General features: G+C 68.5%; 15 protein-coding genes and 1 tRNA gene. 7 read left to right on the forward strand and 9 right to left on the reverse strand.

Features of this window, described 5'->3' with window-relative positions:
- Positions 1-67 precede the first annotated feature (67 nt).
- Positions 68-140: transfer RNA gene (locus J4E04_RS16575), tRNA-Lys, on the forward strand.
- Between the two features lie 28 nt (positions 141-168).
- Here the strand turns inward: J4E04_RS16575 and J4E04_RS16580 are convergent.
- Genes J4E04_RS16580 through J4E04_RS16590 form a run of 3 tightly spaced genes read right to left on the reverse strand, consistent with a single transcriptional unit; the run spans position 169 to position 2,224 of the window.
- Positions 169-921: an AIM24 family protein gene (locus tag J4E04_RS16580; protein WP_328810266.1), complete on the reverse strand. Its 753-nt coding sequence runs from the start codon at positions 919-921 to the stop codon at positions 169-171.
- Positions 922-936: 15 nt separating this feature from the next.
- Positions 937-1,608, reverse strand: a complete 672-nt coding sequence (locus J4E04_RS16585) for an AIM24 family protein (protein ID WP_490149046.1) — start codon at positions 1,606-1,608, stop codon at positions 937-939.
- Position 1,609: 1 nt separating this feature from the next.
- Complete coding sequence (locus tag J4E04_RS16590) at positions 1,610-2,224, reverse strand: AIM24 family protein (RefSeq protein ID WP_373428398.1); 615 nt, start codon at positions 2,222-2,224, stop codon at positions 1,610-1,612.
- Positions 2,225-2,577: 353 nt separating this feature from the next.
- Here J4E04_RS16590 and J4E04_RS16595 point away from each other — a divergent pair, with 353 nt between their 5' ends.
- From J4E04_RS16595 to phoU, 4 genes are all read left to right on the forward strand, one after another.
- On the forward strand, positions 2,578-3,546 hold the full coding sequence (locus J4E04_RS16595) for an acyl-ACP desaturase (protein WP_027504262.1): 969 nt from the start codon (positions 2,578-2,580) through the stop codon (positions 3,544-3,546).
- Positions 3,547-3,673: 127 nt separating this feature from the next.
- Complete coding sequence (gene dusB / locus J4E04_RS16600; protein ID WP_056446780.1) at positions 3,674-4,813, forward strand: tRNA dihydrouridine synthase DusB; 1,140 nt, start codon at positions 3,674-3,676, stop codon at positions 4,811-4,813.
- Between the two features lie 63 nt (positions 4,814-4,876).
- Positions 4,877-6,859, forward strand: a complete 1,983-nt coding sequence (locus tag J4E04_RS16605) for an LCP family glycopolymer transferase (RefSeq protein ID WP_490149047.1) — start codon at positions 4,877-4,879, stop codon at positions 6,857-6,859.
- Between the two features lie 75 nt (positions 6,860-6,934).
- A complete protein-coding gene (gene phoU, locus J4E04_RS16610; RefSeq protein ID WP_027504265.1) occupies positions 6,935-7,612 on the forward strand; it encodes a phosphate signaling complex protein PhoU in 678 nt (225 codons plus the stop codon).
- Between the two features lie 87 nt (positions 7,613-7,699).
- Here the strand turns inward: phoU and pstB are convergent, their stop codons facing one another.
- The 6 genes from pstB to J4E04_RS16640 all read right to left on the reverse strand — a co-directional run bounded on the left by pstB (position 7,700) and on the right by J4E04_RS16640 (position 13,572).
- Positions 7,700-8,476 (reverse strand): phosphate ABC transporter ATP-binding protein PstB, encoded by a 777-nt coding sequence (gene pstB, locus J4E04_RS16615; protein WP_027504266.1) that lies wholly within the window; start codon positions 8,474-8,476, stop codon positions 7,700-7,702.
- A gap of 15 nt (positions 8,477-8,491) precedes the next feature.
- Positions 8,492-9,421: a phosphate ABC transporter permease PstA gene (pstA, locus tag J4E04_RS16620; RefSeq protein ID WP_027504267.1), complete on the reverse strand. Its 930-nt coding sequence runs from the start codon at positions 9,419-9,421 to the stop codon at positions 8,492-8,494.
- A gap of 3 nt (positions 9,422-9,424) precedes the next feature.
- A complete protein-coding gene (pstC, locus tag J4E04_RS16625) occupies positions 9,425-10,462 on the reverse strand; it encodes a phosphate ABC transporter permease subunit PstC (protein WP_027504268.1) in 1,038 nt (345 codons plus the stop codon).
- Between the two features lie 90 nt (positions 10,463-10,552).
- Positions 10,553-11,650, reverse strand: a complete 1,098-nt coding sequence (pstS, locus tag J4E04_RS16630; RefSeq protein ID WP_027504269.1) for a phosphate ABC transporter substrate-binding protein PstS — start codon at positions 11,648-11,650, stop codon at positions 10,553-10,555.
- A gap of 220 nt (positions 11,651-11,870) precedes the next feature.
- Positions 11,871-12,782 (reverse strand): mycothiol synthase, encoded by a 912-nt coding sequence (gene mshD, locus J4E04_RS16635; protein WP_373425240.1) that lies wholly within the window; start codon positions 12,780-12,782, stop codon positions 11,871-11,873.
- 1 nt (position 12,783) lies between these two features.
- Positions 12,784-13,572, reverse strand: coding sequence for a winged helix-turn-helix transcriptional regulator (locus J4E04_RS16640; protein WP_056446762.1), 789 nt, complete (start codon positions 13,570-13,572; stop codon positions 12,784-12,786).
- 180 nt (positions 13,573-13,752) lie between these two features.
- On the opposite strand from J4E04_RS16640, the gene J4E04_RS16645 reads away from it, so the two are divergent.
- Together J4E04_RS16645 and J4E04_RS16650 are read left to right on the forward strand one after the other, a co-directional pair.
- Positions 13,753-14,532: an LmeA family phospholipid-binding protein gene (locus tag J4E04_RS16645; protein ID WP_027504272.1), complete on the forward strand. Its 780-nt coding sequence runs from the start codon at positions 13,753-13,755 to the stop codon at positions 14,530-14,532.
- On the forward strand, positions 14,529-14,978 hold the full coding sequence (locus J4E04_RS16650) for a TlpA family protein disulfide reductase (RefSeq protein WP_056446758.1): 450 nt from the start codon (positions 14,529-14,531) through the stop codon (positions 14,976-14,978). The genes J4E04_RS16645 and J4E04_RS16650 overlap by 4 nt, the downstream gene beginning before the upstream one ends.
- The last annotated feature ends 252 nt before the right edge of the window (positions 14,979-15,230 follow it).

Genomic DNA, 15,230 nt, shown 5'->3' on the forward strand with positions numbered 1-15,230 from the left:
GCGTCACTCCCGACGCGAGGCCAGGTCGAGAGCGACCGCCCGGGGTCCATTACACTCGTCGAGCACTGCCCCTATAGCTCAGTTGGTAGAGCTACGGACTTTTAATCCGCAGGTCGTAGGTTCGAGCCCTACTGGGGGCACAACGTCTTTCCCCACACCCGTCGACGCTCAGGAATTCTGGCTCAGCCGGGCCCCGATGCTCTGATGGAGTGAGCGCAACGCGTTCTGACCCAGCGCCACGGTCTCCGACTCGATGTGGCGGAGCAGATGAGCGTCGCTCACCACCTTCTCGGACGACTGGATCAGAACCGTTCCCGCACCGGTGAAGTCGAACTGCCGCTCCTCCCCCGTCTGTGCTCCGAGGAGCATCCCCTGCGCCGCCCCCAGGAAGCTCTGCATCCACTGCGCGTCGAAGTGGTGGGACGGAGCGGGGCAGTCGGCCCAGCCGACGAGTGCCTGCGGATCCACTCGAACGGGCGGTTCGGCGAACACGACCGCACCGTTGGACGAGGCGAGGAACTTCCCGGTGCCGAGCAGCGTGAGAAAACCGGGCACGATGGACTGCTTCAGCTCGAGGCCGGGTTCGAAGGCCAGCAGGTTCGACGCCCGGATGGTCAGGTTGCCGTCGTCGAGATCGAACGAGTTGATGTCGAAGCCGCGATCGCCGAGCAGCACCTTGCCGTGTCCGCTCGCGAGCACCCAGTCGTTCGCGTACAGCGGCGACGAGAAGCGTGAGGCCACGACGGCCACCATCGACGTCCGCCCGAGAGGCTCGAACTGCACCGACCCGTAGTAGGCGATCATCGCGCCCTTCGCCGTGAACCACGGCTGTCCCGCGAGTTCGATGCAGAAGGCGTAGTCGTTTCCCGGCACGTTGTCGTTCACCGGCAGGGTGTGGGGGTTGTGCACGACGTCGGTCATGTCCGATCCCTCTCGTCAGAACTTCTGCTCGGACGCCTGGACCCACACGGTCCCTGCGCCGCCGATCGCGAGTTGCACGGCTTCACCCGAACCGCGGCCGACGGCGTCACGCCACCCGACGTTCGTCGAGATGTCGACGGTGAGAGTGCCGCGGTGGCACACGTACGCCTGCGGATCGACCACCACCTGCGGCCGGTGCGGACCCACCTCGATCTCGACCGTCCCACCGTGGGACAGCACGGCCACCTGCCCACGTCCGGCGACCTGTGTCGTGAACATGCCCTGCCCAGTCATCGCCCCGCGCACCGCGCCGCGGACCCCTCCCTGCTGCGTCAGGGGTAGGACCGATGTCGAGAGTGCGCCACTGTGTGCGAGCAACCGTGACGCCTCGACCGAGAGGACACCGGTCCCGTCGAGATCGATGACGGACACGTGCAGCCCGGCGTGGCCGTAGTGCACGGTGCCGGACCCCTCGGCGGCCATCATGGCGACGTGCTCGCCCGACATCATCCGGCCGGCCATACCCGCGACTGCACCCATCCCCGGCATGCCGCCCGCGCCGCCGATCGTGTGCGGGACGAAGCGGACGTCGCCCTGGTGGAACAACATGGATCCACGGCGCGCGAGCGTGGGCGAGCCCGGGGCGACGGTCGACTTCACGACCTTGCTGTTGACGAGTTCCAACATGTCAGCGCTCCTGCGGCTGGATGTAGACGACACCGGTGCCGTCGAAGCGGAGGGAGAAGGCCTCGCCGCTCCCGCCGCCGACGGCCGACCGCCACGTGACGTCGGTGACGAAGCTCTGTGTCACCTGACCTCGGTGCGCGACGAAGGCGTCCGGATCGACCACCAACGGGTACTGCGGTGACACCTCGAGCGCGATGAGCGGTCCGCCCGCGGACAGCAGCCCCACCTCGCCCTGTCCACTGACGACCGTCGTGAACAGGCCCTGCCCGGACGAGGCGCCGCGGAGCCCGGCGAAGGCCACATCGGACCGCAGCCCGCCGGACAGAGCGAGCAACTGCGACGATTCGACGTGGAGTGCGTCACCCGCCAACGGCACGACGACGACGTGCTGCGCGTCGACCGCGAGCCGCACCGTTCCCTGCCCCGCCATCTCCATCAGGGACAGCGACTCGCCGGTGACCTTCTGCTTGAGAGCGGCGCGCAGTCCACCGCCACCGCCCATCCCGGCGTTCCGGAAGGTCACCTGGCCCTCGTACGCGATCATCGATCCGGTGACCGCCCGCACGCTGTCCCCGTGCAGGTCGACGACCAGAACGCGGTGTCCCTCGGTTCTCAGTTGCGCCACGGCAGACAGAATGGCAGACAACGGTCGTCGCCACAGTGGCTCCGGTGATCTGTCCCCTGCCAGCGACTCCGAGTGACGCACAGTACATCGAGTTCGTTTCTCGCAGAAGTCACAACACCTGTACCCCGTACCCCGCGGCATATACTGGACGAGGTCGACGGCGGGCGGGCGTAACGAACTGTCGCCCCGCTCGATGAACGTCTACCGGACGGTACGCACCCCTCGCGGCGGCTCGTCGAAGCAATTCACATCGAAGTTACGGTGCCGTAGGCTGCCCTCACAGTACGAGGCAGCGCGGTCATCGCGCGGAAGCAGTGAGCCGAACACCATTCTGGAGGACACGCATGGCACGGGATCTGACCCAACTGGAGCTGCTCGGAGAGCTGCAGCCGGTTGCGGAAGAGAATCTGAACCGGCATCTCTCCATGGCGAAGGAGTGGCACCCCCACGACTACGTCCCCTGGGACGAGGGGCGTAACTTCGCCGCGCTCGGTGGCGAGGACTGGTCGCCCGAGCAGTCTCGGCTCGACGAGGTGGCCAAGGCCGCCATGATCACCAACCTCCTCACCGAGGACAACCTGCCGTCGTACCACCGCGAGATCGCGGAGAACTTCTCGCAGGACGGCGCCTGGGGCACCTGGGTGGGCCGGTGGACCGCCGAGGAGAACCGCCACGGCATCGTCATGCGCGACTACCTGGTGGTCACGCGCGGAGTGGATCCCGTCGCCCTCGAGCAGGCCCGCATCGAGCACATGACCAACGGCTTCTCCTCGGCCGCTGCCGGTGGCCACGATCAGATGGGCTTCCTGCACTCCGTCTCGTACGTGACGTTCCAGGAGCTGGCCACGCGAGTCAGCCACCGCAACACGGGCAAGGTCTGCAACGACCCCATCGCCGACCGCATGCTCCAGCGCATCGCGGCCGACGAGAACCTGCACATGATCTTCTACCGCAACCTGTGCGGTGCGGCGCTCGACATCTCGCCCGACCAGGCGCTGCGTGCCATCGCCGACATCGTGCAGAACTTCCAGATGCCCGGCGCCGGCATGCCCAACTTCCGCCGCAACGGCGTGCTGATGGCCAAGCACGGGATCTACGATCTGCGTCAGCACCTCGAGGACGTCGTCATGCCGGTGCTGCGCAAGTGGAACATCTTCGATCGCACCGACTTCACCGCCGAGGGCGAGCAGACGCGTGAGGAGCTCGCCGCCTTCCTCGAGAAGCTGGAGAAGGACGTTCTCAAGTTCGAGGAGCAGCGCGACCGCATGCTGTCCCGCGAGGCTGCCAAGCGGCAGGCCGCGCAGGCATCCTGACCCGCACCGCACCACGGAGTGGCCGAGTGCCAGTTCCGACGGATACCCTCGATGTGCCCGGCACCCGTTCCGCGGATGCCGGGCACATCGCTGTTTCCCGTCGACCATGTCTGGTGTGTGATCAACCATGACTCTGCAGATCGGTTCCCTCGCCCTGCGTAGTCCCGTCGTCCTCGCGCCGATGGCCGGTGTCACCAACGTGGCGTTCCGCACGCTGTGTCGGGAGCTCGAGGAGACGCTGACGGGCAGCACCTCCGGGCTCTACGTCTGCGAGATGGTCACCGCGCGTGCCCTCGTCGAGCGGCAGCCCGCCACGTTGCACATGACCACGTTCGGCCCGACCGAGACGCCTCGCTCGTTGCAGCTCTACACCGTGGACCCGGACACGACGTACGACGCCGCGAAGATGATCGTCGACGAGAACATGGCCGACCACATCGACATGAACTTCGGCTGCCCCGTGCCCAAGGTGACGCGCAAGGGCGGCGGCGCCGCCCTGCCGTACAAGCGATCGCTCTTCGGACGCATCGTCGCCGCGGCGGTGAAGGCCACCGAGGGGACGGACATCCCGGTGACCGTCAAGTTTCGGATCGGCATCGACGACGAGCATCACACGCACCTCGACGCAGGACGGATCGCCGCCGGCGAGGGTGCTGCGGCCGTCGCGCTCCATGCGCGCACCGCGGCGCAGCGTTACTCCGGTACGGCCGACTGGTCCGAGATCGCGCGCCTCAAGGATCACGTTCGCGACGTCCCCGTCCTGGGCAACGGCGACATCTTCGACGCGTCCGACGCCGCCCGCATGATGGCCGAGACCGGCTGCGACGGCGTGGTCGTCGGCCGCGGCTGCCTGGGACGCCCCTGGCTGTTCGCCGAACTGTCCGCCGCTCTGCGCGGCACCACTGCGCCGACGCCGCCCACGCTGGGCGAGGTCGCCGTCATCATGCGTCGGCACGCGGAACTGCTGTCCGACCACCACGGCGAGGGCCGCGGGCTCCGGGAGATGCGCAAGCACGTCGCCTGGTACATGCGCGGCTTCCCGGCAGGCTCGGACCTGCGGGTACGCATGGCCACCGTCTCGACACTCGCGGAGCTCGACGAGCTGCTGGCTCGCCTGGATCCGACCGTTCCCTTCCCGGCCGACGCCGAGGGCCCCCGCGGTCGCCAGGGTTCCCCCGGCGCCGTGTCGCTGCCCGACGGCTGGCTCGACGATCCCGACGACTGTGCGGTGCCGGCGGGCGCCGATCTGATGCACTCGGGCGGATGATCAGTACTATGGCGTCGATCCGTCGACCACTGTTCGACGCCCGAGAGAAAGACGGAACGACCAGTGGGTGACGAGAACGAACCGGGGTCGCCCACACCCGGACGACGCGCCCCCTGGGAGCGTCCCATCTCGCGAGTGCCGCGCTCCGATCGCGACCCCGAGACACCGTCTCCCCCGTCCGAGCAGCCCGCGCCGGAACAGCGCCCGCCAGCGGATCGACCCGAGCCCGAGCAGACCCCGCCGTCCTCGTCCGACGACCAGGATCGACGGCTCTCGGTGGCCGAGGTCGTGGATCGGATCTCCCGCATCGGTTCCAACCGGGGACGCGCAGCGGGTCGCGACGACTCGCCGACCTCCGGCGCGGACGATCGAGCGGTCACGTCGAGCCCTCCACCGTCCCCGCCGGTTCCACCTCGCGAGGATCCCGAGCCGCCCACCGAGGTGATCGCCCCCGTCGTGGACGAGCGACGCACCGCAGAGCGTCCGGCGCCCGAGGCGGTCGGCCCCGTCGCACCCCCGACGCTCACGCGGCTCGCCCTCAGCAGGGCACGCAAGCGCAAGCGGATGCGGGTCGCCGGCCGTGTCGGCGTCTCGATGGTCTCGATCCTGGCCCTGGTCATCACCGGTGTCGTGTGGGGATATCTCCGGGCGACCGACCGCGGGTTCGAGCAGGTCGCGGCCCTGGACACCGAGTCCACCGACGTGGTCGACGCGCCCGGCCAGTACGGCGACGAGACCTACCTCATCGTCGGGACGGACACCCGAGCCGGAGCCAGTGGTGAGATCGGCGCCGGCACGGTGGCCGATGCCGAGGGTGCACGGTCCGACACCGTCATGCTCATCAACATCCCGGCCGACCGCAGTCGCGTGGTCGCCGTGTCGTTCCCCCGCGACCTCGACGTCGAACGCCCCGAGTGCGAGGGCTGGGACAGCACCACCGGTGACTACACGGGCGAGATGTATCCCGCCGCGGACGGCGACAAGCTCAACGCGACCTACGCGCTCGGTGGACCCAAGTGCCTGGTCAAGATCATTCAGAAGATCTCCGGACTGCGGATCGGCCACTTCGTGGGTATCGACTTCGCCGGCTTCGAGTCGATGGTCGACGAGGTCGGCGGGGTGGACGTGTGTTCCCCGGTTCCGCTGGTCGACGAGGAGCTGGGAACGGTCCTGGCCACCGCGGGCGAACAGCGCATCGACGGACGCACCGCGCTCAACTACGTGCGCGCCCGCAAGGTGGACGCCGAGGGCACCGGTGACTACGGACGCATCAAACGTCAGCAACTCTTCCTGTCCTCGCTCCTGCGCTCCGTGCTGAGCAACCGCGTGCTGTTCGACCCGGGCGCCCTCAACGGTTTCGTCACGGCGTTCACCCGCGACACGTTCGTCGAGAACGTGAAGACGTCGGATCTGCTGACGCTCGGCAAGTCGCTGCGCGGCGTCGAGGCGGGCGCGGTCACGTTCCTCACCGTCCCCACCGCGGGTACCACCGACTACGGCAACGAGATCCCGCGCACCGACGACATCAAGGCGATCTTCCAGGCGATCATCGACGACCAGCCGCTCCCCGGTGAGGAACGCGCACCCGAGACCACCCCCGAGGTCGCGCCGCCGGTCACCACCGAACCGCAGGTCGCGGTCGACCCCTCGCTGGTGTCGGTCCAGATCTCCAACGCCTCGGAGACCAGCGGACTGGCCGCCACCACCGCGGACGAACTGGCGGCCTACGGCTTCCAGGTCGTCGGGACCGGCAACGCCGAGACCACCGGTGCCGCGGCGACCGTCGTGCGGTACGGCGCCGGGTCGATCGCGGACGCGTCGACGGTGGCCAGCACCATTCCGGGAGCGGTTCTCGAGGAGACGCCGACTCTGGGCGGCATCGTCGAGGTCGTCCTGGGGACTGATTTCCAGGGCTTCCTGACGCCGCCGACCGTCGTCGGAGACCTGCTTCCGACCTTCGCGACGGGGGTCTCCGGAGCGTCCACGGAGGTCGCTCTCCCCAGCGATCTGACGGTCACGAACGGGGCCGACGAGTCCTGTGTGTGAATCGCTGCTCCGCATTCACCGCCCGTTCACCGCCTGCATGCCCTGTACCCACGTACGGCCGAGTAAAATCGGGCCATGCGCGTGGCTTACAACGAACAGATGACAGAACTCGCCGACCTGCTCGGCGAGATGGCCGCCCTGGCCGGTAGTGCGATGGAGCGCGCCACGCAGTCCCTGCTGCAGGCGGATCTCCGGATCGCCGAGCAGGTGATCGGCGAGCACGACAAGATCACCGACCTCAGTGCCCAGGCAGAGGAGCGCGCCTTCGCGTTGCTGGCTCTCCAGGCACCCGTCGCCGGCGACCTCCGCTCGGTGGTCTCCGGCATCCAGATCGTCGCCGACATCGACCGGATGGGCGCTCTCGCCCTGCACGTCGCCAAGATCGCGCGTCGTCGCCACCCCCAGCACGCACTGCCGGAGGAGGTCAACGGTTACTTCGCCGAGATGGGACGCATCGCCGTCGCTCTCGGCTCCTCCGCACGTGAGGTGCTCGAGACCCGCGACCCCGAGCGCGCCGCGAAGCTCCGTGAGGAGGACGAGGCGATGGACGACCTGCACCGCCACCTGTTCAGCGTCCTCATGGACAAGGAGTGGAAGCACGGCGTCGCCGCAGCCGTCGACGTGACCCTGCTGGGTCGCTTCTACGAGCGCTTCGCCGACCACGCCGTCGAGGTGGGCCGCCGAGTCATCTTCCTGGTCACCGGCAGCTTGCCCAGCGACCTGCCGACGCCTCCCGCGCAGCACGTGTCCTAGTTCTTCCACTCGGTACCCGGACGCACGAAAGGGCGCCCTCCCCGCGGGGAGGGCGCCCTTTCCGTGTGTGGACGCGCGAGCTGCGGTCTAGCCGAAGCGACCGGAGATGTAGTCCTCGGTGGCCTTCTGCGACGGGTTGGAGAAGATCTTCTCGGTGTCGTCGATCTCGATCAGGTTGCCGGGCTTGCCGGTGGCCTCGAGGTTGAAGAAGCCGGTCTGGTCGCTCACACGTGCAGCCTGCTGCATGTTGTGCGTGACGATGACGATGGTGAAGTCCTTCTTCAGCTCACCGATCAGGTCCTCGATCGCCAGCGTCGAGATCGGGTCGAGAGCCGAGCAGGGCTCGTCCATGAGCAGGACGTCGGGCTGCACCGCGATCGCACGGGCGATGCACAGACGCTGCTGCTGACCACCGGACAGACCGCCGCCCGGCTTGTCGAGGCGGTCCTTGACCTCGTTCCACAGGTTCGCGCCCTTGAGCGACTCCTCCGCGACCTCGTCCAGCTGCTTCTTGCTGCGGCCACCCTGCAGCTTCAGGCCGGCCACGACGTTGTCACGGATGGACATGGTGGGGAACGGGTTCGGACGCTGGAAGACCATGCCGATGGTGCGGCGAACGCCGACCGGGTCGACGCCGGAACCGTAGATGTCCTCGCCGTCGAGCAGCACCGAGCCCTCGACGCGGGCACCCGGGGTGACCTCGTGCATGCGGTTCAGCGAGCGGAGCACCGTGGACTTGCCGCAGCCGGACGGTCCGATGAAGGCCGTGACGCTACGAGGAGGAACGGAGAGCGTCACGTTCGACACGGCGTGGAACTTGCCGTAGAAGATGTTGACGTCCTTGAGATCGAGTCGTTTTGCCATGTCGAGATCCTTCTGTCAGAAGTTCTTGGGAGCGAAGAAGCGGGAGACCAGCTTCGCGCCGATGTTCAGCACCGCAACGATGAGGATGAGGGTGAGGGCGGCACCCCACATCCGCTCGCTGGTGAGGGCAGCGGTTCCGGCCTTCTGGAGGTCGACCATCATGAGCGGCAGCGACGTCTGCGGACCGGCGAACAGGTTGAAGTTGATGGCCGTCGCGGACCCGACCAGGATCAGCACCGGCGCCGTCTCACCCATGACGCGGGCGAGAGCGAGCATGATGCCCGTGACGATGCCCGAGAGCGCCGTCGGGACGACGATCTTGGCGATGGTCTTCCACTTCGGCACACCCAGCGCGTACGACGCCTCGCGCAGGTCCTGGGGAACGATGCGCAGCATCTCCTCCGCCGAGCGCACGATCACGGGGATCATGAGCAGGACCAGGGCGAGCGAGACAGCCAGACCCGACCGGTCGAAGCCGAACGTCGCGATCCACAGCGAGTAGATGAACAGCGCCGCGACGATGGACGGGACACCGGTGAGGATGTCGACCATGAACGTCGTGGCCTTCGCGAGCCGCGTGCCCACGCCGTACTCGACGAGGTAGATGGCGACGAAGATGCCGATCGGGATGGAGATGACCGCGCAGAAGAGTCCCTGGAGCAGCGTTCCGACGATCGCGTGGTACGCGCCGCCGCCTTCCTTGAAGGGGGTGACACCCGCCTGCGAGTACTGCCACCAGTCGGCCGACGCGACGGCGCCGATACCGCGGGATACGACGGTGTAGAGAACCCAGATCAGTGGGACGAGCGCAATGAGCACCGCGAGGGACACGAGGACCGTCGCGATCGAGTCGGAGGCCTTGCGACGGGCACTGACACCCTGGAAGGTCGGCTCCTTGACGGGGCGATCCATGGTGGCGGTTCCACCGGACGTGGTGTCGGCCATGGGTCAGTCCTTCTTTCCAGCGATGGCGGCGCGGGCGCCGGCGTTGACGACGAAGGTGAGGACGAACAGCACCAGGCCCGCGGCGATGTAGGCACCGGCCTGCAGCTGGTTGTTGAACTCACCCGCGGCCAGTGCGATCTTCGTCGCGAAGGTGTTGCCGCCGTCGAACAGCGTCCAGCCGAACGTCTCCTGGGTGCTGCGGATGATGATGTAGAGCGCGATGGTCTCGCCGAGCGCGCGGCCAAGGCCCAGCATCGAGCCGCTGACGAAGCCGGACTTGCCGAACGGGATGACCGTGGTGCGCACGACCTCCCACCGAGTGGCGCCGAGGGCGAGAGCAGCCTCGATCTGGCCACGGGGCGTCTGGACGAACACCTCGCGGGTGACCGCGGCGATGATCGGCAGGATCATGACGGCGAGCACGATCGCACCGGTGAAGATGGTGCCGCCGCCGGCGATGGAGACGGAACCGGTGGCGAAGAGCGGGAACCACGCGAGGTTCGTGTTGAGCCACTCGGCGACGGGCGAGATGACCGGCGCGAGAACGTACAGGCCCCAGAGTCCGAAGACGATGGACGGCACGGCGGCCAGCAGGTCGATGACGTAGCCCAGCGGGCCCGCCAGACGCTTCGGGGCGTAGTTCGTCAGGTAGATCGCGATGCCCAGTGCCACCGGCATGGCGATCAGCAGAGCCACCACCGACACCGTGGCCGTGACCAGGAACAGGTCACGGACACCGAAGAGCATGGCGGACGTGTCCGACGTGCTCCACTGCCCGTTGTACGTGAAGAAGTTCACGGTGTTGTTCTGCAGCGCGGGGATCGCCCGCCACAGGAGGAACCCACCGATCGCCGCGATCAGGACGATGACGAAGACACCGGAACCGGTGGCGAGCGTCGAGAAGATGCGGTCACCCGGGCGGGTGACCGTACCTGAGGCTTTCTTGTCGGGCACTGGTGTCGGCGCTTCCGTCTTGCGAGCGGCGCTCACGGCCGATGTGGTGGCCGGCGTGACGTCGCTGATCGAATGGGTGTCGCTCATACCGCTCACTGTCTCGTGTGGGGTGGTACGGCATCGCCTGCATCACCCGGTGAATGGTCTTCGGGGGTGATGCAGGCGAGAACCAGTGTGTCAGGAAATGGCGTTGATCGCCGTCACCAGACGCTCCTTGAAGCTGTCCGGGAGCGGCACGTAACCGGCAGCCTCGAGGCCTTCCTGGCCCTCGTTGGCAGCGCTGAGCAGGAACGACTTGACGCCCGCGGCGGTCTCCGCGTCGTAGCCCTTGGAGCAGACGATCTCGTAGGTCGACAGCACCAGCGGGTAGGAATCGGCTTCCTTGCTGGCGAACAGTGCGTCGGTATCGAGCGCGAGGTCGTTTCCGTCACCGGAGAAGGTGACCGTGTCGATCGCCTTGGCGGCGGTCTCGGTGGTGAGCTCGACGGCACCAGCGCCGAAGTCGATCTGCGCCGCGGTCAGGTTCTCCTGATCGGCGAAGCCCTTCTCGACGTACGTGATGGCGCCCGGGGTGGCGGCAGCGGCCTGAGCGACGCCCGACGAACCGTTGGCGCCCTCGCCCACTCCACCGGCCCAGTCGGAGCTGTGGTCCAGCGTCCAGGACTGCGGTGCGGCGTCGGACAGGAAGCGCTGGAAGTTGTCGCTGGTGCCCGAGGAATCCGAGCGGTAGATCGGCGTGATGGCGGTGGTCGGGAGCGACGCGCCCTCGTTCAGCGCGGCGATGGCCGGATCGTTCCAGGTGGTGATCTTGCCGGTGAAGATCTGGGCGATGACGTCGGGCGTCAGGACCAGGTCGTCGACACCGTCGAGCGTGTAGGCCACGGCGACCGGACCGAACACGAGGGGAAGGTTCCACGCCGGGTTGCCTGCGCAGCGCGTGGCGGCCGCGTCGGCCTGCTCTTCCTTGATGGACGAGTCCGAGCCCGCGAAGTCCACGAGACCGGCGACGAACTGGGTCCGGCCGTTGCCGGAACCGCTCACGGTGTACTCCACGGCCTTGCCGGAGCACACACCCGAGTAGACGGACGTGAAGTTGGACATCGCGTTCTGCTGCGCCGACGATCCTTCGCCGGTGATGGGGCTCTTGCCCTCGCACGTCGCGGCGGAGTCACCACTGCCGGTGGCCTCGACGTTCGCGTCGGAACCACATGCAGCCAGCGTCAATCCGCCGACAGCCAGTACACCCATGAGGGCAATGCTGCGCTCGAGCTTCACCTGTCTCCTCCAGAAACAGCCCGTCGGCGACCGATCGGTCGGCGGGCGAGAAAAGATGCGGTGACGTCGTACCGCAACGGGCAGCGTGCGCTACCCGTGGGAGAACGTAAGCGCCGGTGGTGGACGGTTCACCGCGCCTTTGTGAACGGAGGGTGAACAGACAGACCGAAAACCCGGATCGGGATGCGATGCGCGTCTCAGGGACCGCACCGGTCCCGCGTCAGACGCGCGCGAACGCCGCGTCGACGTGGAAGGTGGCGAAGCCGAGCCGGTCGTACGTGTGCACGGCGGCCGTGTTGTCCGACTCGACGTACAGCAGCACGCCGGCGAGGCCGCGATCGGCCAGATACCGCAGGCCGGCGAGCGTGAGGGTCCGGCCGAGCCCCCTGCCCTGGGCCGCCGGATCGATGCCGACGACGTAGACCTCACCCAGTTCGGGATCGTCTCCGGTCGGCGGGTGCACCTTGGTCCAGTGGAACCCCAGCACCGTGTCCGGGTCGTCCGTCGACGTCGCCACGAACAGCCCCGCGGGGTCGAACCAGGACTCCGCGCGGCGCTCGTCGATCTCCGCCTGCGTCCAGCCACCCTGCTCGGGGTGCCAGGAGAACGCGGCGTTGTTCACCCGCAGGATCTCGGCGTCGTCGGACTCCCGGTAGGTCCGCACGGTGATGCCGTCCGGGACGGTGAGTTCGGGCAGGGGCGCCGCGTCGGGGCCACCGAGCGGGCGGCGCATCTGCAGCAGTTCGCGGACCACCTCGAGACCGACTTTCTCGGCGACGCGATCGGCGGCGGGCAGCCGCCCGTGGGCCCACACGCGCGCCCCCGGTGCTGCGAGAGCGCGGTCGACCAGCGCGGTGCCGACGCCGCGGCCCCGGTGATCGGGGTGCACGACGGCCTCCACCATGACCGGCGCGTCACCGCGCGCGGACGAGAGCGTCGCGTACCCCACGAGGTGTTCGCCGTCCAGTGCCAGCAGATGCTCGTCGTCCCGCGGAGAGTCCACGGCGCGCTCGGCCTGCTCCGACAGCGGCGGTGTCCCGTCGGCGGTCGTGGCGGCTTCGATCGCGTCGCGGACGCGTCGGGCCTCGTCGCCGACCGGTCGCCGTGCCTCGAGTCGAATCGCGTCGCTCACGTCAGAAGGCCGTCCGATCAGCTGGGGCGAACGAGGGTGTCGCCGTGTCGTTCTCGATGTCCAGGTCGCCGTCCGACGGCAGGTCGACCGCGTCGTCGCTGCCCGCCGCGCCCTTACCTGCCCGGCTCGGTCTCACGGCCTTGTATCCCACGTTGCGCACGGTGCCGATGAGCGACTCGTACTCCGTTCCGAGCTTCGCGCGCAGACGCCGGACGTGCACGTCCACAGTGCGGGTACCGCCGAAGAAGTCGTACCCCCACACCTCCTGCAGCAGCTGCGCCCGGGTGAAGACGCGGCCCGCGTGCTGGGCGAGGTACTTGAGGAGTTCGAACTCCTTGTAGGTGAGGTCGAGCGGTCGCCCGCGCAGACGGGCGGTGTAGGTGCCCTCGTCGATGACGAGCTCGCCGAGAGTGATCTTCCCCGAGGCCTCGGGACTGCTGACGCCTCCGTGGCGGCCCACGAGCAGACGCAACCGGGCATCGAGCTCCGCGGGTCCGGTGGTGGGCAACAGGATGTCGTCGAGGCCCCACTCCGCGTTGACGGCGACCAGACCGCCCTCGGTGAGCACCGCCACCACGGGTACCGACGAGCCGGCGCTGCCGAGCAGTCGACACAGTCCGCGCGCGGCGGCCAGATCGGTGCGGGCGTCGACGAGCGCGATGTCCGCGCTCCCGGCCTCGAGCAACGACGAGACCTCGGTCGGTGCGGGACGCACCGTGTGCGCCAGGAGCGCGAGGGACGGGAGCACGGACTCCGGATCCGGATCGGAGGTCAGCAGCAGCAACTCCACAGGGCCTCCTCGTCCACTCTTCTCCGGCCGGACGAGCCCACCAGCGGGTCCGCGACCGGCACTTCCGGTTGTTCTTCGGTCACAGACTAACCTGTCGGAAGGCAGGACAGTCGGCTGCGAGCCGCCACCGCCCGCCTCGGGACCCGCCCGCAGGACACCGAACCGCCCGAGAGGAACTCCGTGCGAAAACTGATCGTCGGGCTCGTCTTCGTCCTGGCGCTCGCTCTGGCCGCCGATTTCGGCACCGCCGCCTACTCGGAGTACCGCGTCTCGCGGGCACTGCGGGACGGCGGAGATCTGGTGTCCGATCCGCAGGTGACCATCCACGGCTTCCCGTTCCTGACCCAGGCGGCCGACGGCAGGTACGGCCGCGTGGAGATCCGAGCGCAGGACGTCCCCACCGACTACGTCGAGAAGACGACCATCGAGGCGACGTTGCGCGGCGTGCGTATTCCGGCATCCGACCTGCTCGACGGATCGGTGCGCACGGTGCCCATGGATCAACTCGACGCGCGCGTCCGTATCGACGCCACCGACCTCGGCCGGTTCCTCGAGATCCCCGACCTCCAGGTCTCCACTCCCCCCGCCGACCGCTCCGACGGCACGGGCGGTTCGGGCGGTTCCGGCGAGACCACCGCCGGGGCCGTGGTCCTCACGGGCACCGTGCCCGTCGGTCCCCTGGACACCGCGGTCAGCGTCACCGCCGAGCTCCGGCTCGACGGTGGAACCGTGTCCATCGTCGCGTCGGACCTCTACTTCGGGCCCGAGGGCCAGGCCGACTTCACCATCCCCGACTTCCTGAAGCCCGCGGTCCTGGGCCTGTTCACCCGCACGATCGACGAGCAGCAGCTGCCGTTCGGCATCCTCCCCACGTCGGTCTACGCGGAGGGCGGGCAGATCGTCATCGAGGGCAGCGCCGAGGACGTCACCATCGAACTCGACGAGATCCGTACGCCGTGAGCGCCGTCGTCGTCCTTCTCGTCGCCCTGGCGCTCGCCGCCGTGGTGGGCCTGTGGGTCCGCCGCCGCGAGGGCGCCGTCCGCACGTCGGATCGCGGCGGCGCGTCGGGCTCGCGAGCTCACGCTCTGCGCGCCGCCGGCGCCACCGACGGCGCGGTGACCGTGCTCCACTTCTCCGCCACCTGGTGCGGCCCGTGCGCGGCGGTGCGACGCGTCGTGTCCGCCGTGGTGACCGACCTCGAGTCGGCGGGGCACCGCGTGTCCGACGTCGAGGTGGACATGGACGAGAACCCGCAGCTCGCCCGCGACTTCGGCGTGATGTCTCTCCCGACCACCTTCGTGCTCGACGGGGCGATGCGGGAACGATCGCGCGCGTCGGGTGTGCCGTCGTCGAAGGACCTGCGGGCCGCCGTGCTCTCGGCGTCCGATTCACCCTCGTCGGAGTGACGAGCGACACCCGGAACTTCTGGATCGGGACCGGCGTGGGTACCATGGCCGACGTGACCGCCAGCCACGAGCTTCTGCTCACCCGACGCCGCACAGTGGACCTGTGCCGCCTCGGTGGCTGTTGCTGCCGTTGCCGCTGACGACGGTCCTCCCCTCGTCGATCCGTCCGCCCGGGTACAGCCGTGCTGTACCGACCTCGGACCGCTCGACGATCGCCGGAGACCACGCGCATCCGCTCGGTCCCCCTTCCTC

Source organism: Rhodococcus sp. NFXS4, from assembly GCF_058139645.1.

Bases quoted from the DNA above. Each gene is read 5' to 3' on its own strand.
- J4E04_RS16580 (WP_328810266.1), bottom strand. From the start codon at position 921: ATGACCGACGTCGTGCACAACCCCCACACCCTGCCGGTGAACGACAAC.
- J4E04_RS16585 (WP_490149046.1), bottom strand. From the start codon at position 1,608: ATGTTGGAACTCGTCAACAGCAAGGTCGTGAAGTCGACCGTCGCCCCG.
- J4E04_RS16595 (WP_027504262.1), top strand. From the start codon at position 2,578: ATGGCACGGGATCTGACCCAACTGGAGCTGCTCGGAGAGCTGCAGCCG.
- dusB (WP_056446780.1), top strand. From the start codon at position 3,674: ATGACTCTGCAGATCGGTTCCCTCGCCCTGCGTAGTCCCGTCGTCCTC.
- phoU (WP_027504265.1), top strand. From the start codon at position 6,935: ATGCGCGTGGCTTACAACGAACAGATGACAGAACTCGCCGACCTGCTC.
- pstB (WP_027504266.1), bottom strand. From the start codon at position 8,476: ATGGCAAAACGACTCGATCTCAAGGACGTCAACATCTTCTACGGCAAG.
- pstA (WP_027504267.1), bottom strand. From the start codon at position 9,421: ATGGCCGACACCACGTCCGGTGGAACCGCCACCATGGATCGCCCCGTC.
- pstC (WP_027504268.1), bottom strand. From the start codon at position 10,462: ATGAGCGACACCCATTCGATCAGCGACGTCACGCCGGCCACCACATCG.